Annotated in this window: 27 protein-coding genes and 1 tRNA gene; 20 read left to right on the top strand and 8 right to left on the bottom strand. The window is 57.8% G+C overall.

Going from position 1 to position 23981, the window contains the following annotated elements:
- Positions 1 to 51 precede the first annotated feature (51 nt).
- Positions 52 to 732: a GntR family transcriptional regulator gene (locus tag L6762_RS03225; RefSeq protein ID WP_185173207.1), complete on the bottom strand. Its 681-nt coding sequence runs from the start codon at positions 730 to 732 to the stop codon at positions 52 to 54.
- Positions 733 to 982: 250 nt separating this feature from the next.
- Here L6762_RS03225 and L6762_RS03220 point away from each other — a divergent pair, with 250 nt between their 5' ends.
- The 4 genes from L6762_RS03220 to L6762_RS03205 all read left to right on the top strand — a co-directional run bounded on the left by L6762_RS03220 (position 983) and on the right by L6762_RS03205 (position 5404).
- Entirely contained in the window at positions 983 to 2893 is a 1911-nt protein-coding gene (locus L6762_RS03220; protein ID WP_237185546.1) for a propionyl-CoA synthetase, read from the top strand.
- A gap of 290 nt (positions 2894 to 3183) precedes the next feature.
- Positions 3184 to 3855 carry a hypothetical protein gene (locus L6762_RS03215; protein ID WP_237185545.1) on the top strand — a complete coding sequence of 224 codons (672 nt, stop codon included), beginning with the start codon at positions 3184 to 3186 and terminating at the stop codon, positions 3853 to 3855.
- Between the two features lie 78 nt (positions 3856 to 3933).
- Positions 3934 to 4362 carry an Rrf2 family transcriptional regulator gene (locus L6762_RS03210; RefSeq protein ID WP_237185544.1) on the top strand — a complete coding sequence of 143 codons (429 nt, stop codon included), beginning with the start codon at positions 3934 to 3936 and terminating at the stop codon, positions 4360 to 4362.
- Positions 4363 to 4402: 40 nt separating this feature from the next.
- On the top strand, positions 4403 to 5404 hold the full coding sequence (locus L6762_RS03205) for an NADP-dependent oxidoreductase (RefSeq protein ID WP_237185543.1): 1002 nt from the start codon (positions 4403 to 4405) through the stop codon (positions 5402 to 5404).
- An 82-nt stretch (positions 5405 to 5486) separates the two neighbouring features.
- Here the strand turns inward: L6762_RS03205 and L6762_RS03200 are convergent, their stop codons facing one another.
- Positions 5487 to 6473 (bottom strand): hypothetical protein, encoded by a 987-nt coding sequence (locus L6762_RS03200; RefSeq protein WP_237185542.1) that lies wholly within the window; start codon positions 6471 to 6473, stop codon positions 5487 to 5489.
- Between the two features lie 388 nt (positions 6474 to 6861).
- On the opposite strand from L6762_RS03200, the gene L6762_RS03195 reads away from it, so the two are divergent.
- The 8 genes from L6762_RS03195 (at position 6862) to L6762_RS03160 (ending at position 14361) form a co-directional block, all read left to right on the top strand.
- Complete coding sequence (locus tag L6762_RS03195; RefSeq protein WP_237185541.1) at positions 6862 to 7722, top strand: ParA family protein; 861 nt, start codon at positions 6862 to 6864, stop codon at positions 7720 to 7722.
- 151 nt (positions 7723 to 7873) lie between these two features.
- Positions 7874 to 8704, top strand: coding sequence for a segregation and condensation protein A (locus L6762_RS03190; RefSeq protein WP_237185540.1), 831 nt, complete (start codon positions 7874 to 7876; stop codon positions 8702 to 8704).
- Positions 8701 to 9504, top strand: coding sequence for an SMC-Scp complex subunit ScpB (gene scpB / locus L6762_RS03185; RefSeq protein ID WP_237185539.1), 804 nt, complete (start codon positions 8701 to 8703; stop codon positions 9502 to 9504). The genes L6762_RS03190 and scpB overlap by 4 nt, the downstream gene beginning before the upstream one ends.
- A gap of 59 nt (positions 9505 to 9563) precedes the next feature.
- Entirely contained in the window at positions 9564 to 10646 is a 1083-nt protein-coding gene (locus L6762_RS03180) for a pseudouridine synthase (protein WP_237185538.1), read from the top strand.
- Positions 10646 to 11800, top strand: a complete 1155-nt coding sequence (locus tag L6762_RS03175; RefSeq protein WP_237185537.1) for a prephenate dehydrogenase — start codon at positions 10646 to 10648, stop codon at positions 11798 to 11800. Before L6762_RS03180 ends, L6762_RS03175 begins: the two co-directional genes overlap by 1 nt.
- Before the next feature lie 11 nt (positions 11801 to 11811).
- Positions 11812 to 12483: a (d)CMP kinase gene (gene cmk, locus L6762_RS03170; RefSeq protein WP_237185536.1), complete on the top strand. Its 672-nt coding sequence runs from the start codon at positions 11812 to 11814 to the stop codon at positions 12481 to 12483.
- 92 nt (positions 12484 to 12575) lie between these two features.
- Positions 12576 to 14150 carry a ribosome biogenesis GTPase Der gene (gene der / locus L6762_RS03165; RefSeq protein WP_237185535.1) on the top strand — a complete coding sequence of 525 codons (1575 nt, stop codon included), beginning with the start codon at positions 12576 to 12578 and terminating at the stop codon, positions 14148 to 14150.
- A gap of 137 nt (positions 14151 to 14287) precedes the next feature.
- Positions 14288 to 14361, top strand: a tRNA-Pro gene (locus L6762_RS03160).
- Positions 14362 to 14454: 93 nt separating this feature from the next.
- Here L6762_RS03160 and L6762_RS03155 read toward each other — a convergent pair.
- The 5 genes from L6762_RS03155 to L6762_RS03135 all read right to left on the bottom strand — a co-directional run bounded on the left by L6762_RS03155 (position 14455) and on the right by L6762_RS03135 (position 18182).
- A complete protein-coding gene (locus tag L6762_RS03155) occupies positions 14455 to 15645 on the bottom strand; it encodes a tyrosine-type recombinase/integrase (RefSeq protein WP_237185534.1) in 1191 nt (396 codons plus the stop codon).
- A 75-nt stretch (positions 15646 to 15720) separates the two neighbouring features.
- Complete coding sequence (locus L6762_RS03150) at positions 15721 to 16047, bottom strand: hypothetical protein (protein WP_237185533.1); 327 nt, start codon at positions 16045 to 16047, stop codon at positions 15721 to 15723.
- Between the two features lie 38 nt (positions 16048 to 16085).
- Positions 16086 to 16598, bottom strand: a complete 513-nt coding sequence (locus L6762_RS03145) for a hypothetical protein (RefSeq protein WP_237185532.1) — start codon at positions 16596 to 16598, stop codon at positions 16086 to 16088.
- 27 nt (positions 16599 to 16625) lie between these two features.
- Positions 16626 to 17627, bottom strand: coding sequence for a hypothetical protein (locus L6762_RS03140; protein WP_237185531.1), 1002 nt, complete (start codon positions 17625 to 17627; stop codon positions 16626 to 16628).
- A 30-nt stretch (positions 17628 to 17657) separates the two neighbouring features.
- The gene (locus L6762_RS03135) at positions 17658 to 18182 is read right to left on the bottom strand and encodes a hypothetical protein (protein WP_237185530.1); all 525 of its coding nucleotides are present in this window, start codon (positions 18180 to 18182) and stop codon (positions 17658 to 17660) included.
- 157 nt (positions 18183 to 18339) lie between these two features.
- Here L6762_RS03135 and L6762_RS03130 point away from each other — a divergent pair, with 157 nt between their 5' ends.
- From L6762_RS03130 to L6762_RS03120, 4 genes are all read left to right on the top strand, one after another.
- Positions 18340 to 18639, top strand: a complete 300-nt coding sequence (locus tag L6762_RS03130; RefSeq protein ID WP_237185529.1) for a hypothetical protein — start codon at positions 18340 to 18342, stop codon at positions 18637 to 18639.
- Positions 18640 to 18691: 52 nt separating this feature from the next.
- Positions 18692 to 19468 (top strand): phage antirepressor N-terminal domain-containing protein, encoded by a 777-nt coding sequence (locus L6762_RS03125; protein ID WP_237185528.1) that lies wholly within the window; start codon positions 18692 to 18694, stop codon positions 19466 to 19468.
- Complete coding sequence (locus L6762_RS12015; RefSeq protein ID WP_423817076.1) at positions 19469 to 19717, top strand: helix-turn-helix domain-containing protein; 249 nt, start codon at positions 19469 to 19471, stop codon at positions 19715 to 19717.
- Between the two features lie 413 nt (positions 19718 to 20130).
- Positions 20131 to 20424, top strand: a complete 294-nt coding sequence (locus tag L6762_RS03120) for a hypothetical protein (protein WP_237185527.1) — start codon at positions 20131 to 20133, stop codon at positions 20422 to 20424.
- A 178-nt stretch (positions 20425 to 20602) separates the two neighbouring features.
- Here L6762_RS03120 and L6762_RS03115 read toward each other — a convergent pair whose 3' ends face one another.
- Positions 20603 to 21469, bottom strand: coding sequence for a hypothetical protein (locus L6762_RS03115; RefSeq protein WP_237185526.1), 867 nt, complete (start codon positions 21467 to 21469; stop codon positions 20603 to 20605).
- Positions 21470 to 21566: 97 nt separating this feature from the next.
- Here L6762_RS03115 and L6762_RS03110 point away from each other — a divergent pair, with 97 nt between their 5' ends.
- From L6762_RS03110 to L6762_RS03095, 4 genes are all read left to right on the top strand, one after another.
- Entirely contained in the window at positions 21567 to 22313 is a 747-nt protein-coding gene (locus L6762_RS03110) for a BRO family protein (protein ID WP_237185525.1), read from the top strand.
- A gap of 218 nt (positions 22314 to 22531) precedes the next feature.
- Positions 22532 to 22678 (top strand): hypothetical protein, encoded by a 147-nt coding sequence (locus L6762_RS03105; protein WP_237185524.1) that lies wholly within the window; start codon positions 22532 to 22534, stop codon positions 22676 to 22678.
- A complete protein-coding gene (locus L6762_RS03100) occupies positions 22671 to 23552 on the top strand; it encodes a polymer-forming cytoskeletal protein (protein ID WP_237185523.1) in 882 nt (293 codons plus the stop codon). The genes L6762_RS03105 and L6762_RS03100 overlap by 8 nt, the downstream gene beginning before the upstream one ends.
- A gap of 125 nt (positions 23553 to 23677) precedes the next feature.
- The gene (locus L6762_RS03095; RefSeq protein WP_237185522.1) at positions 23678 to 23980 is read left to right on the top strand and encodes a hypothetical protein; all 303 of its coding nucleotides are present in this window, start codon (positions 23678 to 23680) and stop codon (positions 23978 to 23980) included.
- The last annotated feature ends 1 nt before the right edge of the window (position 23981 follow it).

Here is a 23981-nt window from a genome sequence, read left to right as displayed (position 1 = left end):
ATGTTTCCTTTCAGGTTGTTCCTACCGGCAGCGGCGCCGGTGAGGGGATTCTTAGGCTGTTGGTTCTGGATGGTTGAAAAGACTGTGTTGGCTCTGAGAGGCTGCGGCCTCTTCGATGGCGTAGAGCGCGTTGGCCAGGTGCAGGCGGGTAGCGGCTTCAGCAAGCTGCGGGTCGCCGGAGGCGATGCAGCGGGCAATCTGGGCGTGCTCTTCAGCCGCCTGCTCTAGCCGGATGGGGTTGGCCTTAGAAAGCTTGCGGATGCGGGTGAGCTGGGTGCGCAAGGACGTCTGTGCTTGGTGCAGGTAGCGGTTGTTGGCTGCCGCGTCGATTGCGGTATCGAGCTCATCCACCAGGGAGTAGTACTCCGCCAGCGAGGCTTCTCCGCGGTGCAGGGCGAACGATGCCTCTTCAAAGGCCTGTGCCAGCTCTTTGAAGACCTTGGAATCGCCTCGACGTGCCGCAAGCGCTGCCGCCGTGCTGTCGAGCGAGGTGCGGAGCTCAAAGAGGGCGTACACATTCGCTAGAGAAATCGGTGCAACGATGACGCCGCGGCCCGGTGCCGGTTCGGCAAGACCCTCGGCAAGAAGGCGGGATATAGCTTCGCGGACGGGGGTGCGAGAGACCCCCAGGCGCTCTGACTGTTCTACCTCTGCAATCACAGAACCGGGAGCGAGCATTCCCTCCATGATGTCGCTGCGCAGGCTCTGATAGGCCAGTTCACCAGCTCTCATTCGCTCTCTCCTTTCACAGTTTTGTGATGTGTTGCACTGAAATTGGCGGTTGTGACCACTCTAAAACACCGACCCGAGTTTTGTATACAAAAGGGGGGAAATTTTCGGACTATGCATGAAATAATGTGTCATTTTCACCAGTTTCACAAATTTCTGTATACAAAACCTTGCTAAATGTGACCCCTCACACTAGGTTAGAGTCACTCCCTCATGACAACCCACCACCGGCGTCCGTAAAGGAGCACCCCACATGGCAACATACGCTGACACCTACACCCGCAGCATCGAAAACCAGGAAGAGTTCTGGCTAGAGCAGGCACAGGCCATTAGCTGGTCAACCGAACCAACCCGCGCCCTCGATAGCGATGCTGCCCCGCTGTACCGCTGGTTCCCCGACGGCACCCTCAACACCTGCTACAACGCCGTTGACCGCCACGTAGAAGCCGGCCACGGCGATCGCACCGCCATCACCTACGACTCAGCCATGCTCGGCACCCGCCAGAACATCACCTACTCAGAACTCAAAGGCGAGGTAGAAAAAATTGCCGGGGCGCTCGCGTCCGCCGGGGTCGAAAAAGGCGACCGCGTGCTCATTTATATGCCCATGATTCCCCAGGCAGCCATGGCTATGCTGGCGGTAGCCCGCCTGGGGGCTGTTCACTCGGTGGTCTTTGGTGGCTTTGCCCCCAACGAACTGGCTAGCCGTATCAACGACTGCTCGCCCACCGTCGTCCTGACCGCCTCTGGCGGTGTGGAACCCAAGCGCCGCATCGAGTACATTCCCGCCGTCGAAAAGGCTATTGAGCTATCGCAGACCAAGCCTGCGACCGTGCTGGTCTTCGAACGTGAGGGCTTTGAGAATTCAGTATCTGATGCGGTGCGCCGAGCTGAAGAGAACTCCACCGGCGTGACCTGGCTCGATTGGGGTCAGGCCGTTGCGGCAGCCCAGCCACACGCGCCTGTCGAGGTGAAGGCCACCGACCCTCTCTACATTCTGTATACTTCCGGCACGACCGGCTCTCCCAAGGGTGTAGTGCGCGATAACGGTGGGCACGCCGTGGCCCTGACCTGGACCATGAAACATATTTACAACGTGGGCCCCGGCGAAGTGATGTGGTGTGCCTCGGATGTGGGCTGGGTTGTGGGCCACTCCTACATTGTCTACGGTCCCCTGCTGGCCGGGGCAACCACCGTTCTGTACGAGGGTAAGCCTGTTAGCACTCCGGATGCCGGCGCCTTCTGGCGGGTTATCCAGGAATCTGGTGCCAAGTCCCTCTTTACGGCTCCCACCGCCCTGCGAGCCATCCGCAAGGCTGACCCCGAGGCTGAGCTGCTCGGCGGCTACGATATTTCCTCCCTACAGCTGCTCTTCGTTGCCGGTGAGCGCCTGGACCCCGAAACCTACCACTGGGCCACCGAGAAGCTGGGCGTGCCCGTGATTGATAACTGGTGGCAGACCGAAACCGGCTGGGCCATTGCGGCTAACCCCCGTGGCCTGGAAGCCCTGCCGCTGAAGCCCGGTTCTCCGTCCGTTCCTTCACCCGGCTACAACCTGCAGGTGCTTGACCCCTTCGGTGAGCCCGTCGGCCCCGGCGAAGAGGGCAACCTTGCCATCAAGCTACCCATGCCCCCGGGCACCCTGCCCACCCTCTGGGGTAACGACGACCGCTACATTTCCTCCTACCTCGATGCCTTCCCCGGCTACTACACCACCGGCGACTCTGGCTACATCGACGAGGACGGCTATGTCTTCGTTATGGGGCGCACGGATGACGTCATCAACGTATCGGGCCACCGCCTCTCAACCGGTGCTATGGAACAGGTACTCGCCGGCCATCCGGCTGTCGCTGAGTGTGCTGTGATCGGTGTGGCTGACCAGCTCAAGGGCCAGCGGCCCGCCGGCTACGTGGTGCTCAAGGCCGGTGCCGACATCACCGAAGAACAGCTGGCCGCCGAACTTATCGCCAGCGTGCGCAATGATATCGGTGCGGTAGCCGACTTCAAGGACGTCAAGATTGTGGAGGCCCTGCCCAAGACCCGCTCCGGTAAAATCCTGCGCAAGACCATGCGTCAGATTGCCGACGGCGAGCAGTACACCGTGCCCTCCACCATCGAAGATATGAGCGTGCTGGACGATATCACTAAGGTGCTGCGTAGCTAATTCATAAGGGGCTTCGCAGGCTCACGCTGGATGGAGCCCAGTAGATTCCGAGCGCGCGAGGAAATAAATCTGCGGGCGGAATAGGCGTAAGCCTGACCCTCACGCCCCGCCTAACGGCGGATTCCGTTCGCTCTTATGTGCTCGCGCGCTCGCACCCGCTCACTTCATCTAGCCAGCAGCTTCGCTGTGAGCCTGCTTCACCCCATTCTGTGAATAAGCCCCTTGGCTTACCCTGGCAGGGGTAAAGTGCGAAATGGGTAGGGCTGGTTGCCCATGTCATACTGGTAGCCATGACAACCCTTCTCGCCGCTGCGCCTGCCCTGCTCGGATTGGGACTCATGATGGGCTTTAGCCCCTCGCTCTACAGCATCACCTTTCTGGCGCTCATCAACGACCCCAGCAAAATGCATATTGTCCGCTGGATTAGTGGCGGGATTGTCATGGGGGCTACCGTCCTCGTCCTACTCTTCCGCTTCGTTGACCCAGAGAACCTGATACAGCTGGTTCACAGTGATGCGAGCAAAATCCTCGTGCGAAAGAGCATCGACGCCGGCGCTGCCCTGCTGCTTGCACTATCGGCAGTCCTGCTCTGGACGCGCAGAAACCGCCCCAAGAGGGCACATAAGGTTAAAAACTTACACCTCTCACCCCGGAAAGCTGTGCTAGAAGGCTTTTTGAATTCGGCTATCGGATTGAGCTCGATGGCAACGATGTATATGGTGGGTCGCCTGCTCACACCGGTGAGCCACAACGCGGTTGAATGGGTGCTGGCCTATCTCATCTTTACAGTCGGTATGGTTGGGCCCTACCTGCTACTCGAAGCAAGCTGGGACCGCTTCCCGGGCTTTGCTCACGCTGTCACAGGTGCGCTTACAAGGATTAAGAATGCCAACCTAACCGCTCTCTATAGCCTAATGCTGCTGGTTGGCGCAGTCTTCTTTGGGGTGCTGGCTGTTCGTTAGCTGGGGAAGATTTGATTTGTGTCGATTCGTGCCCTATATTTGTATCTGTTGCTGAAACAAATACAAAAAGGATGTTCTGTGGATACAAAATTCTCGGTCGCCGTACACACCCTGGTTATGCTCTCGGAAGCCGACGACAAACTCACCTCCGAGGCCATAGCAACCAGCGCGGGCACCAACGCCAGCTACATTCGCAAAATCATCTCCCTGCTCAAAAAAGCAGACCTGCTTGACCGCATCCCCGGTAGCTTTGACTACCAGCTCGGTAAGCCGAAAACCGAAATGACCCTGCTCGATATCTACCGGGCCGTTAACCCCAACATCCACATTGATACCCACCAAAACGCCAACCCGGAATGCCCGGTAGGGGGCCACATTAACTCGGTACTCGACCCCATCGCCGCCCGCGCCGAACAGGCCATGACCGACCAGTTAGCAGGAATCACCCTGGAGGCGGTCATCGAAGATATCAGGGCCAGCTACCTAGCAGCCCAGCCCGACGCTTAAATCTAACATCACTATCATCACCCACCCGAAAGAGAAAACCATGAAAGCATTTACCCTCACCTCCTACGTCGACGGCGGCGCTACCCAGTGGGCGGACGTCCCCGCCCCCGTCGCCGGGCCCGGCCAGGTGGTTGTTGGCGTCCGCGCCGCAGGCCTCAACCCGCTTGATGCCATGATCTCCCGCGGTGATTTCAAGCAGCTCCTGCCCTACAAGCTCCCTCTCATCCTGGGGCAGGAAGTCGCCGGGGACGTCCTTGCCGTCGGTAGCGGCGTCACCGACTACGCGGTGGGGGATAAGGTCTTTACCCGCCTGCCCATCGACGCTATTGGTGGCTTCGCCGAGCAGGTCGCTGTAGACGCTGCCCAGGTTGCGCCCATGCCTGCCAACCTGACCTACGCTGAAGCTGCTGGCCTGCCCCTCGTCCTGCTGACCGCTATCCAGGCCTTCACCGAAAAGGCTCCCATCAAGCCCGGCGATAAGGTCTTCATCCAGGGCGGTACCGGTGGATTGGGCTCTATCGCTATCCAGGTCGCCAAGTATCTGGGCGCAACCGTCGCCACCACCGTCAGCACCAAGAATGTCGAGCTGGCTAAGACCCTGGGCGCCGATGTGGTCATCGACTACCGCACCCAGAACTACGAGGAGCACATCTCGGGCTACGACATCGTGCTCGACACCCTGGGTAAGGGGGAAACCACTCGCTCCATGAAGGTACTGGCACCCGGCGGCACCCTGGTGACCGTGGTTGGCACCCCCGACACCGACTTCGCCGCCCAGCTCGGTAAGAAGGCCCTGACACCGGTTATGTGGTTCCTCAGCCGAAAGGAGCGGGCTGCTGCCAAGAAGCTCGGCGTGACCTACAAGTTCCTCTTCATGCGGGCCGAGGCAGACCAGCTCAAGAGCTACACCCCCGCCATCGAATCCGGCGCTATTAAGCCCCTGGTCGCCCAGACCCTACCCTTTGACCGCCTGGAAGAAGCCCTCAACCTGCTCGCCGCAGGTAAGGGCGGTCCCGGCAAAATCGTCGTTGAAACGAATTAGAGGTAATCGAATTTTGAGTGAAACCACCGAACTCTCGAGAGTTCGGTGGTTTCACTTAATAATCTTACTTCAACAATTGAATTTAGCTTTTCTTTCTATTTTTTAGAGAAAGGGGAAGCTTTCCTTTTGCTGAACCGATAATTTGTTTAGCTTGCTCTTTTTTGTTGGTCTTGGACTCATCTTCATCGAGGATAAACTCTTCGGGCACCTTGCCATCGGGCCATGCTAGTGGGAGTCCCTTTAGGTGCTTCTGAAGCTGGCCTGATTGGGATTTAAGGGACGCGTAGGTTAGGCTTCCGGAAATTATCCCGCCAGCCAGGGGGACAGCCTTTGCTACACCTTTTGCAAAGCTGTCTTTGGTAACCTTAACCCCGATAAATCTCAGTGTCTTTTTGATTGGGTCGTAATAAAAGGTTTTCGTTAGAGCCTTTTTAGCGATATTTCGTTGAACAGCAGGGCGAGCTATATCGTTCGCAAATTTCATGAGATTATTTGCCGCACCCCCTACTCCAAGCATTACTCCAAGAAACATCGCAAATTTTGCAACTGTTTCATCATCTTTTTCGTTCAAATCAGAGATGAACGACTGCCATCCATACAAATATGCTAATTTCTGCATCACGCGGAATGCATGTACATAGTATTGCGTAACATCAGCGGGAATGGTTGCAATCATTCCAAACCCGCCAGGAAGGCCGGCAGCAAAAGAGATTGCTGAGGATTTACGAGTCTCAAATTCGATAGCAGATTTTGCAAGTTTATCGATAAGACGCGAGTCTATACCGGCCTGAGCGGGAGTAGAATTGATTACCTCATCAATTTTGTCTTCAGGAATGAATGCCTTTTCAAGTTCACTCCTAATGAACGCCTCTCTGTCAATTTTGACACCCTTAAGGCGAGTGATGGTAGTGATAAATTTTCTACCTATTTCTTCTGCCTCGTCGTCAGTAACTTCGTCTGTAACGGGTTGAAGGGCCTCAGACGGGGGTAACGCTGAATCTAGATTTAGTTCAGTGCTTTTAGAGTCTTCATCTACTGTTGGCCTAGCGGCAGGAACTGTGGAATCCATGGGCAACCTTTACTTATAAAATCAAGAGATTTGGAGTTCTGATGAGTTGTTAACGATTGTAGTGGCATGTAGTCACCGCACAGAAGGTTTTGAGATTCCAAATCTGGTAAATCTGTAACTTCAGTGACTGCTGAGGTCGCTCATACTGATAACTCACTCAAGGTGTTCCCTAACAACGATCATTGGTTTAATCCTTTGGAGCTGTGGTAACAGCTACCTGGCATAACCTCCTGGTTCCTAGCGTTTGGAAGAAGCCCTCGACCTGCTCGCAGCAGGCAAGGCGGCCCCGGCAAAATCGTCGTTGAAATGAACTAGAAGGTGATGACTTGCACCCACCGGCTAAACTGATAGGTAAAAGTCTTAGAACCCAACCAAAGGTGAGAACACAGTGACTGAAACCGGCGCTGAGCAGCTCGGCCCCACCGGCCGCCCCCTGCGCATCTACCCCGACCCCGCCCCGCTCTCCACCCACGGGCCCGCCCGCATCATCTCCATGGTCAACCAAAAGGGCGGCGTCGGAAAAACAACCTCCACCATCAACCTCGGTGCAGCGCTCGCAGAAGCCGGACGTCGCGTCCTGCTCGTTGACTTCGACCCCCAGGGCGCCCTCTCCGCCGGTTTCGGCGCCAACCCCCACGAACTCGACCTCACCGTCTACAACGTCATGATGGACCGCAAGGTCGACATCCGCGAGGTTATCCAGAGCACCGAATTCGAGAACATCGACCTGCTCCCCGCCAACATCGACCTCTCCGCAGCCGAAGTGCAGCTAGTCAACGAGGTCGCCCGCGAGCAGGTTCTCGCCAGCGCCCTGCGCAAGGTCGAAAACGACTACGACGTTATCCTGATTGACTGCCAGCCCTCCCTGGGCCTACTCACCGTCAACGCCCTGACCGCCAGCCACGGCGTCATCATCCCGCTCATCTGCGAGTTCTTCGCCCTGCGCGCGGTAGCCCTGCTGGTGGACTCCATCGAAAAGGTCCAGGACCGTCTGAACCCCAAGCTCGAAATTGACGGAGTGCTGGCCACCATGTTCGACTCCCGCACCCTACACTCAAAAGAGGTGCTGGCCCGCATCGTTGACGCCTTTGGTGACAAGGTCTTCGACACCGTCATCAAGCGCACCGTTAAGTTCCCCGATGCCTCCGTATCGGCAGAACCTATCCTGTCGTATGCCTCTAACCACCCCGGTGCCGAGGCATACCGCCAGCTGGCCCGCGAGCTGATCTCCCGCGGCGGCGCCCCCTAAGCCCACCTGCCCCTATGCTCTAGGCTACTTTTGCCCGTCTGCCCTTGAAGAACCTCGGGGCAGGCGGGCACAATGGTTAAAACACAGTAAAAGAACGGCTCATGAGAAGCCGCCGAATCCTGGCTCAAAGACCCACAGGAGACTCGCTGCCGTGACGGTACCGAACATACTTACCGAGAGCGCCCCTGCGCCCTTTACGCTCACCCTGAGCAACTTCGAAGGCCCCTTCGATCTGCTGCTCACCCTGATTTCCCGCCGTAAACTCGATATCACCGATATCGCCCTGGCCGAAGTCACCGACGAATTTCTCACCTACATCCGCCCCCTGCTTGAAGACGGCAGCGATGCCGCCCTCAACACCGCAAGCGACTTCCTCGTCACCGCTTCCACCCTGCTCGAACTCAAAACAGCGCGACTGCTCCCGCGCAGCGACAAAGCTCTAGCCGCTAACCCCGACCTGCTTGAAGCCCGCGACCTGCTCTTTGCCCGCCTGCTTCAGTACCGGGCCTACCGCGAGGTGGCAAGCGTGCTCGAAGAGCGCTTCACCGCAGAAAATCAGCGCTTTTCCCGCACCGTAGCCCTCGAACCGGCCTTCACCAAGGTGCTACCCGAGCTGGTCTTCGACCTGACCCCGCAGGCATTTGCTGAGATTGCCGCCCGCGCCCTGCGCCTGCACGAAGACCCCGACATCGAGCCGGAACCCGAGCACATCGACACCGGCCACATCTACACCCCGGCCACCACCATCGCAGCCGAAGAAGCGACGCTACTGGCCAAGCTGGGGGAGAGCGGCGGGCAGTTGAGCTTCGCCGAGGCCTGTGCGGACGCTGCCAGCCGCGAAGTCGTGGCCGTCCGTTTTCTTGCGGTTCTAGAACTCTATAAAGAGGGCAAACTCGCCGTAGAACAGAGCCAGGCCCTGGGCCCCATCACCCTGCGCCTTGAAAGCTCAGCAACCGCCCACCGGGAAGGAGAGACAGAATGAGCGGGAACCCCGACTACACCGACGATGACCTCAAGATTCTGCTCTCCGGCAGCTGGGACGCTGAACCGGAGCCGGAGCCCGAAGCTGAGCCAGCACCGCAGCCCGAGCCAGTACCAGAAGAAACCTCCCCGGTAGCACCCCAACCCGTTACCAAGCCAGCGAAAGCCGCTCCGCAGGTGGCGGCGTCCGCCCACGAACTCAACCGAGTTGAGCTCCAACCCGGCGGTGTGAAAGCCGCTATCGAGGCGATTTTGGCGGTAGCCGATGTGCCGGTGAGCGTCCGCGAGTTCGCGGCGGCCCTGATCGTCTCAGAACGAGCCATCGAAACCGCCCTCGACGAGCTGATGCGCGACTACGACGGCTACGACGATGCCACCGGCACTCACGAGCCCCGCGGCTTTGAGCTCCGCCAGGTGGCAGGTGGCTGGCGGCTCTACTCCCGGGCTGATTTTTCACCCTGGGTCAGCCGGTTCGTGGTGGGCGCCCAGACCGTCAAACTCACCAAGGCAGCCCTCGAAACCCTGGCCGTTATTGCCTATCAGCAACCGGCCACCAGGGCCTATATTGCCCAGGTGCGCGGGGTTTCGGCAGACGCGGCGGTGCGCAACCTCCTACAGCGCGGCCTCATCACTGAGACCGTGCCCGATGAAACCGGGGCCACCCAGTACATCACCACCGACACCCTGCTTGAAAAGCTGGGGCTGAACTCCCTTGACGAGCTTCCCGCCCTGGCCCCCTACCTACCCGACCCCCACGAGGTGGGCAGCAGTACCACCCTAGACTTGGATGACCCCAGCTAGCGCACACGCTAGCTGCGGCATCACCAGAAACTACGACACAGAGGAAAGAGATAAAAGAAATGGCATACGGAAACAACTCATCACGAGGTAACTCAAACCGCGGCGGCCGCCCCGGTGCAGGCAAAGCAGGATCCGGACGCGGCGGCAAGGGTTTTGCCGGCGCTGGCAAGGGCGGAGCCGGTAAGGGCGGTTCAGGCCGCTCAGGTTTCGCCGGTAACAAGGGCGCTAAGCCCGGCACTCCCGGTGGCCCCCGCAAGGCCGGTACAGGTAAGGGCCCTAAGTTCCGCTCAGGCCAGCCCTTCGCTAAGGAAATGGGCGAGTTCCGCCCCGCTAACCGCGGCTCCAAGAACTTTGGCCCCCACCGTCCGCGCCGCCCCAAGAATGCGCCCGTTGACCACTACCCCTTCTACGACCATGAGGGCGTCCGCCTGCAGAAGGTCATGGCGTCCGCAGGTGTGGCCTCCCGCCGCGTCTGCGAAGAGATGATCGAAGAAGGCCGCGTCACCGTCAACGACACCCTCGTGACCGAACTGGGTGTGCGCGTCAACCCCGATAAGGTCACTATCCAGGTCGACGGCATGACCATCCAGACCAACGACAAGCTGGTCTACATGATGCTCAACAAGCCCGCTGGCGTTGTCTCAGCCATGGACGACCCCGACGGTCGCCCCAACATCTCCAACTTCCTGCGCTCCTCCATGACCGAACGCGTCTTCCACGTGGGCCGACTAGACGTTGAAACCGAAGGTCTGCTCCTGCTGACCAACGACGGCGAACTAGCCAACCGCCTGACCCACCCCTCCTACGAGGTACCCAAGACCTACCTGGTGCAGGTACCCGGCCCCATGGAACCCGGCATCGGCGCAGCCATGAAGAAGGGGCTACGCCTGGAGGACGGCGTCACCCGCGTCGACGAGTTCAAGCTGGTGGACTCCACCCCCGGCCACGTACTCGTTGAAGTCACCATCCACTCCGGCAAGAACCGCATTATCCGCCGCATGTTCGAGCACGTCGGCTACCCCGTCGAAAAGCTGGTCCGCGTCGAAATGGGCCCCATCCACATCGGCTCCCAAAAGCAGGGCACCGTCCGCAACCTCTCCAAGGTCGAAATCGGTAAGCTGCTGGCCTCGGTAGGTATGTAATGAGCGGAGCAACCCCCGCTTTTGACTCCCACCTGCACGGCCCCGTCCTGGTCATCGGGGCGGGCCTGCTGGGCGCCTCCATCGGGCTGGGTTTGAGCCACCGCGGCTACACGGTCTATATCTCTGACATCTCACCCACCACCGAAGCCGTCGCCGAAGACATCGGCGCCGGCACCTCCCTGCGGGCTCTGACCCGCGAATGGCAGGGCAAGGACGGCCAGGACGCCCCCGCCCAGCTGGAACTCGCCCCCCAGCTGGTGGTCGTGGCAGCACCCCCGGACGTCACCGCCGACCTGGTGGTGCGTGCGCTCGCCGACTACCCGGCGTCCTTTGTCATCGATATTGCCTCGGTCAAGTCGGGAATCTTGAGCGCAGTGCGAGTATCTGGGGCCGATGTGAGCCGCTACCTGGGCACTCACCCCATGACTGGGCGCGAGAAATCTGGCCCCGTGGCCGCCCGCGGTGAGCTGTTTTCAGCCCGTCCCTGGGTGCTCTGTGACCACGAGACAGTGCGCCCCGAACTGGTCAAAGTGGCCCAACAAGTAGCCACCGAGCTGGGCTCAACCATCACCCATATGGATGTGGACGAGCACGACCGCACCGTCGCCTTGATTTCGCACGTGCCCCAGGTCATGAGCTCCCTGCTGGCTTCCCGCTTGCAGGACACCCCCCTCTATGCGCTGGGGCTGGCCGGGCAGGGCTTGCGCGATACCACCCGTATCGCCGCTTCAGACCCGGGCCTGTGGGTACAGATACTCTCAGCCAACGCCGAACCTGTGGTACAGACCCTCTACGGGGTGCGTGAGGACCTTGAACGTCTCATCAGTACCCTGGAAGCTCCCACCGCAGCCGGAGCCCGGCTCGATATCGCTCAGCTCATGAGCGAGGGAAACTCGGGTGTTGCCCGTATCCCCGGTAAGCACGGCGGATCGCCGTCCGCTTTTGCCCAGCTCACCGTGCTGGTGGACGACGCCCCCGGCACCCTAGCCCGACTGCTCGTAGAAATCGGTGAACTGGGAGTCAACCTGGAGGACCTGCGCCTAGAGCATTCCCCCGGTGCCCAGGTCGGCATGGCCGAAATTTCGGTCAACCCCAATGAACACGAAAAACTCATCGAAGACCTCACCAGCCGCGGCTGGAAGGTCGTCAAGTAAGGAAGAAAACTATGTCTGACAAGCTCGTGATCGCCATTGACGGCCCTTCTGGCTCCGGCAAGTCCTCGGTCTCTAAGGCCGTGGCCCGCCACTACGGGCTCGAATACCTGGACACCGGCGCAATGTACCGCGCCCTAACCTGGTACTGCCTGGACGCCCAGGTGGACACCTCCGACGCTGCCGCCCTGGTTGCTGCTGCCCGCAGCTTCCCCTATGTGCAGGGCACCAGCCCCGACGAAGAGGTCATCGAAGTCGGGGGAGTAGACGTGCGCGAGGCTATCCGTGAGCCCCGCATCTCAGAGGCCGTCTCAGCGGTTGCCTCGAATATGGACGTCCGCCAGATCCTGATTGACCTGCAGCGGGATTTCATCGCCCGTTCTAAGACCGGCATGGTGGCAGAAGGTCGCGACATCACCACCGTCGTTGCCCCCGACGCCGACGCCCGCGTCCTGCTCACTGCCAGCGAAGAAGTTCGTCTGGCCCGCCGCGGTCTGCAGCTGGGCGGCACCCAGAACTCCGAACAGCTGGCCGCCCAAGTCTCAGCCCGTGACGCCAAGGACTCCAAGGTCACCAGCTTCACCGAAGCCGCCGACGGAGTTACCCTCGTTGACTCGTCAGACCTCAACTTTGAAGAGACCATCGCCGCCGTCATCGACGCTGTAGAAGCCCAACTCAACAGCTAAGACCAGCCCGGGCGGCCCGCGTCCGCCCCATTCATTAGACTTAAGACCACACCCCGGCACCCGCCGGGCCCGCACCACAGGAGGTATCGCCCATGAGCGACGAACTCACCCCCCACGACGACTACGAGGTCAAGTTCCTCGGCGGCGACGATGACGTATCGGACCGCCTAGCCGACATCGACGACGAAACCGCCAACCAGCGAGCCGAAGCCCTGCTGGCCGGCCTCGAAGACTACGACCTGGACGAAGAAGACCGCGCCCTGCTGGGCTCCTGGGGATTCGATATCGACGAGGATGACAACCAGGAAGCTGACCCCGTTGTCGCTATCGTGGGCCGCCCCAACGTCGGTAAGTCCACCATCATTAACCGAATCCTTGGCCGGCGTGAAGCCGTGGTTGAAGACAAGCCCGGCGTGACCCGTGACCGTGTCTCCTACAAGGCCGAACACAACGGCAAGGACTTCACCCTGGTCGATACCGGCGGTTGGGAAGCCGACGCCAAGGGCATCGACGCGCAGGTTGCGGCTCAGGCCGAAATCGCTGTTGCCCACGCCGACGTCGTCCTGCTCGTGGTAGATGCCATGGTCGGCATCTCCGCCACTGACGAAGCTATCGTGCGTATGCTTCGCCGCGTCGACAAGCCCATCCTGCTGGTTGCCAACAAGGTCGACACCGAACACCAGGAAGCTGAAATTCACGCGCTCTGGTCACTCGGCATGGGCCAGCCCCACCCCGTCTCAGGTGTCCACGGCCGCGGCCTGGCTGACATGCTCGACGCCATGATGGAAGTACTGCCTGAGCACTCTCAGTACGCCGAGCCCGAGGCCCTGGGTGGCCCCCGCCGTATCGCCCTGATTGGTCGCCCCAACGTGGGCAAGTCCTCCCTGCTCAACAAGCTGGCAGGTGAAGAACGAGCCGTGGTCAACGACCTGGCTGGCACCACCCGCGACCCTGTGGACGAAATCGTCGAACTGGGCGGTCGCCCCTGGCGCTTCGTCGATACCGCAGGTATCCGCCGCCGCCAGCACATGGCCAAGGGCGCTGACTTCTACGCCTCCCTACGCACCCAGACCGCGATTGAACGCGCCGAGGTTGCTGTTGTTCTGCTGGATGTTTCTGAGCCCCTGAGCGAGCAGGACGTCCGTATCGTCCAGATGGCTGTTGACTCCGGGCGCGCCATGGTGCTGGCCTTCAACAAGTGGGACACCCTGGATGAAGACCGCCGCGAAATGCTCGAACGCGAAATCGAGCGCGACCTGGCCCATGTGAAGTGGGCGCCGCGTGTGAATATCTCAGCTAAGACCGGCTGGCACAAGGACAAGCTGGTTCCCGCCCTGGAACACTCCCTGGAATCCTGGGATTCCCGTATTCCTACTGGCCGTCTCAACGCCTTCCTGGGTGAAATCGTGGCCGCCCACCCCCACCCCCTGCGCGGTGGCAAGCAGCCCCGTATCCTCTTCGGCACCCAGGTGTCCTCCCGTCCGCCTAAGTTCGTTCTCTTCACTACCGGCTTCCTGGACCCCGGCTACCGCCGCTTCATCGCCCGCCGTCTGCGTGAAACCTTCGACTTCACCGGCACCCCCATCGACATCACCATGCGCGTGCGTGAGCGCCGCAGCCTAGGGGAGCGCCAGAGCGGTAAGTCAGGTAAGGGCGGACGCCGCTAACACCGGCCCATTTGAAATGTGACCTAAAACGCTCCAAAAAAGCCCCAAAAACCCGGTTTTCGATTTTGCACTCTCTCAAAGAGGTGTGTATAGTTATACGAGTGCTCAAGGGAACAGCAAAGTTCACGAGAGACAATCGGGTTGTGGCGCAGCTTGGTAGCGCACTTGACTGGGGGTCAAGGGGTCGCAGGTTCAAATCCTGTCAACCCGACAGACAAAGCCCCGGTTACTAGGAAAAACACCTAGTAACCGGGGCTTTTCTTATCGGTACAAATACCCCCAGTCCATCAAAAACCCATCAAAATCACTTCATCTCCAGAGCAAGAGCCGAATCAATCACCTCTGAGAAGTCCACGATCTGATCGCGCTCCACGTAATACTTCCGAGTAATCTCCGGCGAGGAGTGACCCAGGGCCTTGCCTGCTGCCTCCATACCTTCTGCGCGTTCAATCAGCGTAGCTACGGCCTTCCGATAATCAGCAAAAGATACATGGGAGTATTTTTCGCTCACAGCCGCCCGCCACATGCGGCGCATGTTCGAGTCACTTATATAGGTGCCGTTGCGGGTAGCAAAGACTGGGCCGTCCACTGGGTTGCCTGCCCGTGAGCGCCGCGCCCATAGCACTCGCTCTACCAGCTCCGGCATGCGCAGGCCGCGCTCCGAGTAAAGGCTCTTCGGGGTCGGCTGCACTACTAGCCCCTGCCCCTTGACCTGTGTCAAGGTGGAATGCACAAAGATGACTCCGGTGGCGAAAGAAATATCACGCCAGGAAAGGGCCAGCACTTCACCCGGGCGCATACCGGTACCGGCCAAGACGTCCACGAAGTCTAGGAGCAAGTCGGCCTGCCGGGGCGGGCCTGGTACCCGCTGGGCACCCCAGGCCAGAATATCTTGCCGTATGCCGAGGATATCCTCTACAGTCATGGCCTTGACCGGGCGGGCTCTGCGGCGCGGGGCCTGAGCGTGGGTTACGGGGGAGTGCTCCAGTACGCCGTCGTGTATGAGCATTTTGTAGATCAGGGAGAGGCAGATTTTGGCGTGGGCGGCTGAGGTTGGCCCTCCTAGTGTCGTGCCGTTGTTGTCTGTGGGTCTGGGTTCGGCTACCTGCTGTAAGAACTCGGTGACTCTGCTGGTGGTGATTTCTTGGATGGAGAGTTCGCCGAGCAGGGGGATGATGTGGAGGCGTGTGGCTTGTTCGTAGGTTCTGATGGTGGAGGGTTTGAGGCCGGAGCCGGTGAGGGTGGTGACCCATTTTTCGGCTGCGGTGGTGAGGCGGGTTTGGCCGGTGATGGCGCTGGTGCCTGTGGGGAGGGTTTTGGTGGCTTTGGCTTTGAGAGCGGTGGTGGCGCGGGTTTTGGTTTCGGCGGTGGCTTGGAGTAGGTGGGTGCGTCCGTCTTTGCCTCTGATTCTGGCGCGGGCTTCCCATTTTCCGTTGGGGAGTTTGCGGGTGTTGATGCTGCCGAGTTCGCCGATGGGGAGTCTTTCGCGGGGCATGGTAGGGGTGTCCTTCCTGTTTTTGGGTGCGCTGATGTAGCGCCAGTGTGTGTGAGTGAAGCGATAGGGGAGGGGTTAGAGTTCGCCGCGTTCTATTAGGAGCCGGTCTGTGAGGACGGTGAGGGTCACGTCGTAGTGCTCTGCCACCTGATGCGGGGTGAGGTCGTCGTGGGCTGTGGGGAGCTGGGGCAGGAGTATGAGCGCGGTTTCACGGCGGGCGCGGCGCTCTGCCTTCTCGCTGTGGCAGGTGTCCCCGTGGGCGAGGTGCCGGTGTTCGTGGACGAGGGCGCACCGGCGCTCTGTGCGGGTGAGCCGGGGGTCTACCCATATGCGCCCGAGACCGTCTGTATATGCCACCGCTACGGCGAGGTGGGTGCTGATGATGTCTAGGCAGTAGAACATTAATTCGACATTTAATCGAATGAGTGTACCAATTTTATTTAGTATGTTTTAGGCGTCTGGGGCTTAGAAACAACCTGCTTATAGACCTGCGACAAGAGAGTGGCAACCTTGGCAAAAAGGGTAATCGGGGTCAGGGCCGTTGCGGCTACCGCCGCTGAGGCGATTGGGCACAGCGCGGTATTTGCAGGGGTAACCGCGATAATGCATGCCAGCACGGCTGCAGAGGCGGCGGAACAGCATGCACCAAATAGGAGCAGCGTGGCAGTATGATCCACAAACCTACGTTCAGGGGCTCTGGAGTATGTGTACTCTTCCTCTTGCTCTGTTAGCTTTTGCCTAATTGTTGAGTAGTGGACGAAGCCTGAAAGATACCCGCTAAAGAGCAACGCGACCATGGTTAGAATCGCGGCAGGCGCAGTAATAGAAACATTGAAGAAGAGAATGAGCAGGCTAGCGGCCAGAGGGACACCAAAGATAAACAGGGCCCACCTGCTCACGCGAGGAAGCCTGGTACTGCCTTGTATCTCCTTAAGTGCATCTTTCACTAGCATGCTGCACCTCCTTTTAACTTTCCTTTGTTATAAATCTAGCTCAATCTCGAGGGGTTCTTGAAGAGCATGTGCTGTAGATCGTGAACTGTCGATGAACTCCATCATCGATGGGCGACGTGTTCCCAGGTGGTATTGAAAGACAGCTGACATGTCGTCGGGGCTGATGGTTTTGTTCTGGCCATCATCGGTGCGGAAAGTAATTGATCCGTCATTCCAGTCGATGTTTTCAACTTCAGGTGCGACATGAGCAACTACGTCTCTGATGTCTGAGTCGTCTTCCATTTCTGGGGTGATCTTTTTCCGGAACCAGCTGGTGGATGTGCGCTTGACTTCAGCTGCTTCATCGTCGGTAAATGCTGTTTGAGTGTAGGTTTTCTCAGCTTCGTGGCGTCGTCCGTCTTGATCTACACGTTTTACTTGGAGCTTTACCTCTTTGATGGTTCCATTTTCGAGTTGACGTTCGAGCCTGTTGGCGTCTGCTGCGGGCTGGATGCGGAAGTCCCACCACCCGGGCTGTGGGAGTGGTTGAGCAACGCTGTAGTCTTCGAGTAGGCATGAGATATATCTGATGAAGTCTGAGGCGACGTTGAGGCGGCCTAGTGTTTCTACGGCGAGAATTCCGGTCTTGGTGTTGCCCTTTGGTAGGTATAGGACTGCTCTGAAGAGGTTTGAGGGTGCGGCTTCGGTGCCGAGTGGTACGTCGACATCTCTGCGGCTGAGGGCTGTGTCGTGGGAGCCTGGTTTGCCCCAGCGGAACTCGAAGGTGATGTAGCCGCTACTGTGCTCGGCGCTAATGAAGGTAAGTGCTTTGTCTTTTTCGGGGTCGAGCTCGTTGCGGTCTTCTGGCATGTAGCGTAGGTGCTTCAGAGGGTGGAAGTATTTTACGCCGATGTTTGCGTTGGCGATGTTGAGGATGTCATCTACTGCTGTGCCGTCTGGTACGTGCAAAGCATCAGTGGTGAAAGGGAGTGCTGTTCTGCGGTGTTCTTTGAGGAGATTGATGGTGAAGAGTCTGTAGCCGTATTTCATGTTCTGCTTTCCTTGTATTGTGTGGGTGTTTTAGTCTTGTGGTTCTTCGCCGAGGTTGTCGAGCCAGTCCATGCGCGCCCGGGCTTCGTCGTCGTGGTGCGCAGCCAGATCATAACCAGCCCGCTCCGGGTGGAAGTCACCAAACTTATTCGCCAGGCGCTCCAGTTCTTGCTCACGCCGTATTTCTTCTACCTGGTGAGCGACGGTGCCGGGGAGCGATGTGGGTAGCTTGCTGGCAACCATGACGTCAATGAGATGAAGAATCGCGGCACGCTCCGCTTCGTTGAGGGTTGCAGCTTTCGCAGGTAGCTCGAAAGGATACCCTTCCTCCGACTGATTCCCCAGCTCTATGAGAGGTTCAACAGAGACGCCGAAAGCTATTGCGAAAGCTTCCAGAGGGGCGCGCTTGGCGGGGATTGGGTGATCTCCCCGCAGGTAGCGAGACAGTGTTACATGGCTTGCTGATACACCCTGCTTGGCGGCCATGTTGGAAATTTGGCGCGTCGAAAGCTCTCCGCGGTTCAAATTGTTTAGGTGTTCAGATAGTTTGCTCATGTCTTGATAGTCTCGCTGAAATGTCGCCCTGACAAGGGGTTATGTTTATGGATTATAAACAAATTACAAGCGTGAAACTCGCGTACTTCCAAGCCCCACGAGAAAAATTATCTCATGTGCGTTTACAAAATCGTAAACGTGTGTGTATGCTGGAGGTGTGCCAAACGGAACAGAAACGAACGAAACAGGTGACGCCATGAAAGTGCGAACCCAGCCCGGTCGAATCAAGGTTGATACCTACAATCTGAACTGGGCTATGGAAATCCGAGGGCTGGACTACAAGGCCCTTGCAAAAAGAGCGGGGCTAAACCCTCAGACGGTCTGGAACATATCCAGTGGCTATCGAGGTACTTGCAGCTCTAAGACGGCTGGGGCTATCACTGAGGCTCTGGCTATGAAAACTGACCATATTTTTTTGGTCGAGCTGTTTCAAATGGAACAGAAACAAATGGCTTAGATGGTCTGCGACTTACTTGCAGGTCATGTGAATTGGAAAGGATCCCCTACTCATGGAGCTAATCAAGATTGAGAACACCCCCGGCCTACAGGTGGTCGAGGAAGAGTTTATTGCTCTGAAGCCTATGTGCGACGCCCTCGGAATCAGCTTCGCTAGCCAGACTGTAAAGCTGCGAGAAAAGAGCTGGGCAACTGTTTCGAAAATCGAAACGGTTGGTGCGGACGGGAAAACCCGTGAAATGACGGCTTTGCATAAGGACGCTGTGCCGATGTGGCTGGCGGCCCTTAGTGAGAACAAGGTTAAGCCTGAGGCTCGCCCGGTGCTTATCGCCTACCAGAAGGAGGCTGCTAAAGCCCTCAATGATTACTTCACTACCGGCTCTGCGACTCGTTTCAACGTGCAGGTGAAGGAGATTGAGGTCGCCCAGTTCAAGGAGCAGGCGTTGCAGCTTGCCTGTCAGTCTCAGCTTAACGCTTTGCAGGCGGCTAAGGGTCTGGTTCACCCTGACCACCTAGAAGCTAAAGCCCGTGTCGTCCTTGCTCGCTCACTCCATGAAGTGCCGGAGCTTGACCCAGCTCGTACCCCGCTTTATACCACTGATTTCTTAAAGGAAAAGAACCTGTCACGGTCGCAGATGAAGCGTGCTGGTCAGTTCGGCAAAGAAGTGAAGAAGGCCTACATCTCGGAGCACGGTGTGGAACCTGGCAAGTCGCCGCTGACGCTTGCTAATGGGCAGGTTCGGCAGGTTCTGGCGTATACGGAAGCTGACCGTCCTTTGTTTGAGCAGGTTTTTGCCCGTTATTTTGGGCAGTTTCTTTTGGCGGCTTAGATGTTTGAGCCGTTAGATCCGAGGGCGCGGCTGACTGAGTCGGAGGCTGCGGAATATCTCGGGGTGAAACCCGAGACTTTGCGGGGCTGGCGTACCGCCGGTACTGCACCAAGATTTACCCGCGCTGGGCGACAAGTTCAGTACCGGGTGCAGTGGCTTGAGGATTACCTCGATGCCCATGCGGAAGAGCCGATTTATTGGCCGGGCGCCGCAAGGCGTAAAGGCTCGCAGGTTCTGCGGGCGGCCTAACCCCTGGGCTATAAGCGGGGGTGCTGTTTGGAAATTGAATATCCCGCCGTGGAGAGATACGGGGCTAGCGAGACACCGCGCTCGGCCCTACACCCTGAAAGAGCCCCTGCCAGAGCGTAGGGGGGTACAGCCCATAAGGCTTTCGGGAGGTAACGGTAGACGGTTGGGAGTCATGGCGCTAGGTCGCGCCGTGCAAGATATGCCTCTCACCTTGTAGAGACACTGCTGGGTGCAAGACCCAGGGGAGGCGCGAAGCGGGACACCCCACCTAAGTGCAAAAAGCTTTAAACATGACAGTTCACCCATTTAGCTTTTGAAACCCATTGGGGTGCCCCGCTGACCTACCTGAAAAAGGAAATGACCCGCAAGCGGAAGGAGCGTTGCGGGCCGAATGTTGCAAAGGAGTCTACCAGATGGCCAATCTACTCGAAATACTAAAGCAACGAGGAGAAGTACAGGGCGCTGTCATGCGCCGTATGGGCGAAAATATCGACTCTCCATACGGGCTTGACCCTCGCATTGTGCAGCTCATTGATTTTGAGCAGAAGCTCAGCGAAATTGTTGCTCAAAAGGGTGCACGGCTTGACGAGCCAGCGTTCTCTTACCTTGAGATTTCAACATTCATTTGGTCTGAGATTCGTGAGATTAGCCAGCAGATATGGCAGGAAGAATTCGAGAAGTTAGGAATGGGTAAGTCAAATGCGTAAAATTAAAGAAAAGGATAACTCTTTGTCTGAGAAAACAACTATTCTTGAATTTTTCAATAGACCAACATTTATCCCATTTTCCCACAGACTGAAATTAGAGAATAAGCTCAGGGAACTTGATAACCCATACGACCCCGTAGAAGTTTATGACGCCGTGGCTCCCTTTGTGGTGACCTATTTACTCTGCGAGGGTAAAGCCGCCGTCAGCAACGATTTGACATATCGTTGCCGCCAGAAGCGCCTGGGTCTTGGCGTTCTCACGGGTAGGCTCAACAGATTCCAGCGTTATGTTTCCGCCGTGATGTACTTCAGCGTAGGGCATCATCTTAAGCAGTTCGACGAACTTGAGCACAGGGCTCGTGTCCTCGCCGGGCTTAAGCGGGATTGAGCAACGGTACTTACTGGGCTTTACCTCAATATCTCGTATGAGTTTTGTGATGGTTGAGTTGTTATTTTTCGGGTGAACAATTGGCTTGAGGATATTCTCTACAGCTTTGCGCGCTTCATCCCATGCCTTCTGTGGGTCTCCCTTGTGCCCGTATGCTTCTTTCCATGCATTTGAGAGTAGGTGAGATGTCACCTCGGGAACTGTGTGAGCGGTATGTAGGTACTGCTTCTGAACTGCTGGTAGAACGCGGTGCATAAGCCTGTGTGGCGCTTCTTCGCTGTATTGGTAGTTCAGGTTCGCAGCTTCGGTAATAAGGCTAAACTCTTTGAGTTTTTCGTGCCCTGTCCAGGTATTAATGTGCTGAAGAATAAAATCTATTCCATCGAGCAAATTTTCATCTGACTTGCATACCCAAGAATCGAAAGTCGCTACGTAGTCTATAGAGTCAAACCTTGAATATTTAAAATTATCAATATCGTACTGAAGTAAGAAACGTTGAAAGTCCGAATCGTCTCCTACGTAATAGGTGGCACTGCTTACCCATAATTGTAGTGCTATTTTCGCGCCGGGTCGGTCGGAAATTTTATCAGTAAGTGCGAAAGGCTCTCGAAGCCCCATTCGGTGAGTATAGGGAGCCACACGAATCGGTTCAAACATATTTTCTTCTCTATCGGTCAATCAATATAAAGGTTAGCCCCCTGGCGTGTACAGCACACAGGGGGCTTTTGATTTCCCATGAAAGGGGATTAATCCAATGGAAATTCTATCAAACAACAACGCACATGCTGATGTGCAGACTTTCGACTTCAACGGGCTGACCCTGCGGGCGCTGCTCGTAGAGGGTGAGCCTTGGTTCGTGCTGGCTGACTTGGTGAAGGCACTTGGGCTGACCAACGCCTCAGTGGTAGCCAACAGGCTCCGCGAAAAGGGGGTAAGCAAAACTTATACCCCTACGGCCGGTGGTCGTCAGCTCACCACCATCATTGACGAGGGCAACCTGTACCGGGTTATTATGCGCTCTAATTCCCCAGCTGCGGAACCATTCGAATCGTGGGTAACAGACGACGTCCTCCCGGCTATTCGTAAGACCGGGGCGTATGAGAAGCCTAAAACTGAGGCAGAGAAGGTGCTTGAGGTTTTCGAGCTGCTTCGGGCGCAGGCTGAGGAGTCACGCCGGGAGTTGGAAGTTGCCCGCCCCAAGGCTGAGGTGTACGACAAGATTCTGACACCTGAGCATACTTTTGGTTTCCGTGATCTGTGCAAGTCTCTACGCGAACATTTCCCCGTGAACGAAGCTGATGTGAAGCGAGTGTTGCGGGAGAAGAAGATTCTTACCCCTGGGTTTCGTCTTGATGTGTATTCGGCGGCGATTGATAAGGGGTACGCGGTTCGCCACCCCTCCGGTAAATGGGGTGGCAAGGAGCGATTCCAACCCAGGTTCACGACTAAGACTCTGGAGTGGTTGCTGGCTGAGCTGGCCCCGCTTGAGGAGGTGGCGTAAGTGCCTTTTCCGAAGCATTGGACGGTGGCTATGCACGCTCAGCGGACGCCGGTGAGTGACCGTGTGAGCCCGTCATATCGGCCAGTTGATTTGACGGTTATCCGTGCTGAGTGTTCGAAGCCTGACCCGCGCCGAGTCGCCTTGAACCTTGCGTATTTGACCAAGGGACTGCCGGTGGGAGACCGCCGGGAGCTATTCAAAATGATGGGAGTCACCCCGTGAGCATTATCAGCCCTGACCATTTCCTGTTTGACACGCTGCCGGAGGACGAGGCGACCTGCCCCGACTGCGGCGGCTCCACCCGCTACCCCTATATCTGTGATTACTTCGCAGACCCCGACGATAAGGATTTTTACAATGACTGATTTACATTATGAGTTCACTGGTGAGACCAAGGTTAACTGGGCTGGTGTGACTCTGCACCGTATCCGCGCTACTCGTGATTTGCCGCGTTTTGTTGTGTCTGCTGGTGATGAGGGCGGCTGGGTTGAGGATACGAAGAACCTCTACGGCGACGCTTGGGTCTCCGGCGACGCTGAGGTCTACGGCAACGCTCGGGTCTACGGCGACGCTCGGGTCTACGGCGACGCTGAGGTCTACGGCGACGCTCGGGTCTACGGCAACGCTGAGGTCTACGGCGACGCTGAGGTCTCCGGCGACGCTTGGGTCTACGGCGACGCTGAGGTCTACGGCGACGCTGAGGTCTCCGGCGACGCTCGGGTCTACGGCAACGCTTGGGTCTACGGCGACGCTTGGGTCTACGGCGACGCTGAGGTCTCCGGCGACGCTCGGGTCTACGGCGACGCTTGGGTCTACGGCGACGCTTGGGTCTACGGCGACGCTCGGGTCTACGGCAACGCTCGGGTCTACGGCAACGCTCGGGTCTACGGCAACGCTCGGGTCTCCGGCAACGCTCGGGTCTCCGGCAACGCTCGGGTCTCCGGCAACGCTCGGGTCTCCGGCAACGCTCGGGTCTCCGGCAACGCTGACTACATGCATCTCATCACCTGCACCAGTCTGCGGCTGATAACCACTCTCTTCAAGGAAAAGAACGGCAAGCACACCATCAAAATGGGTTGCTGGTCAGGCACCGTTGATGAGCTAGAAGCACTTTTCAAGCGTGATGAGTGGGTTGATACCAGCGGTGACGATGCTGACGAGGCTCGTGAAGAAATGCTGGCGCTGTGCCAGGTGTTCCGCGCCCGTATTGCGAGGTGGGGCAGTGAACCTGAGAGCTAAGGCCCTGCTGTGCTGGGGGTTGTTGATACCTCTGGCTGTTTTGAACCCTACCCCTACTGGCGGCGCGATGTTGATTATCGCGCCGCTTGCTGTTTTTACCTACTACACCACAAAGGACTGGCTCTATGACCGAACCCATCGTGAAGCTCACCAAGAAGCAGAAGAAAGCTATCAAGAAGCAGCAGAAGCGGCAGGCTGAAAAACACCGCCTGCACGCCCTGCTCATTGAGTACAGGTTAGCGGCTCGCCGGGAGGCTTATGAGGATATTCATGAGAGCAATATCAGCGCATTAGGCGACGTGGAGAATGAGCGGGAAATAGCCCAGCGGGCGGTTGATTCTTCTAACGAGGCTCTGGACGGTTTCGCTGCCGCTCACCCGAATATCCGCCCTCTAGAGGTCGTGCACCGGCAGATTATAGGAGACTGAC

The sequence above is a fragment of the Rothia nasimurium genome (assembly GCF_928381705.1).
Lineage (GTDB): Bacteria > Actinomycetota > Actinomycetes > Actinomycetales > Micrococcaceae > Rothia > Rothia nasimurium_G.
Note: the sequence above shows the minus strand (reverse complement) of the source record. Positions and strands in the feature narration are given on the sequence as shown.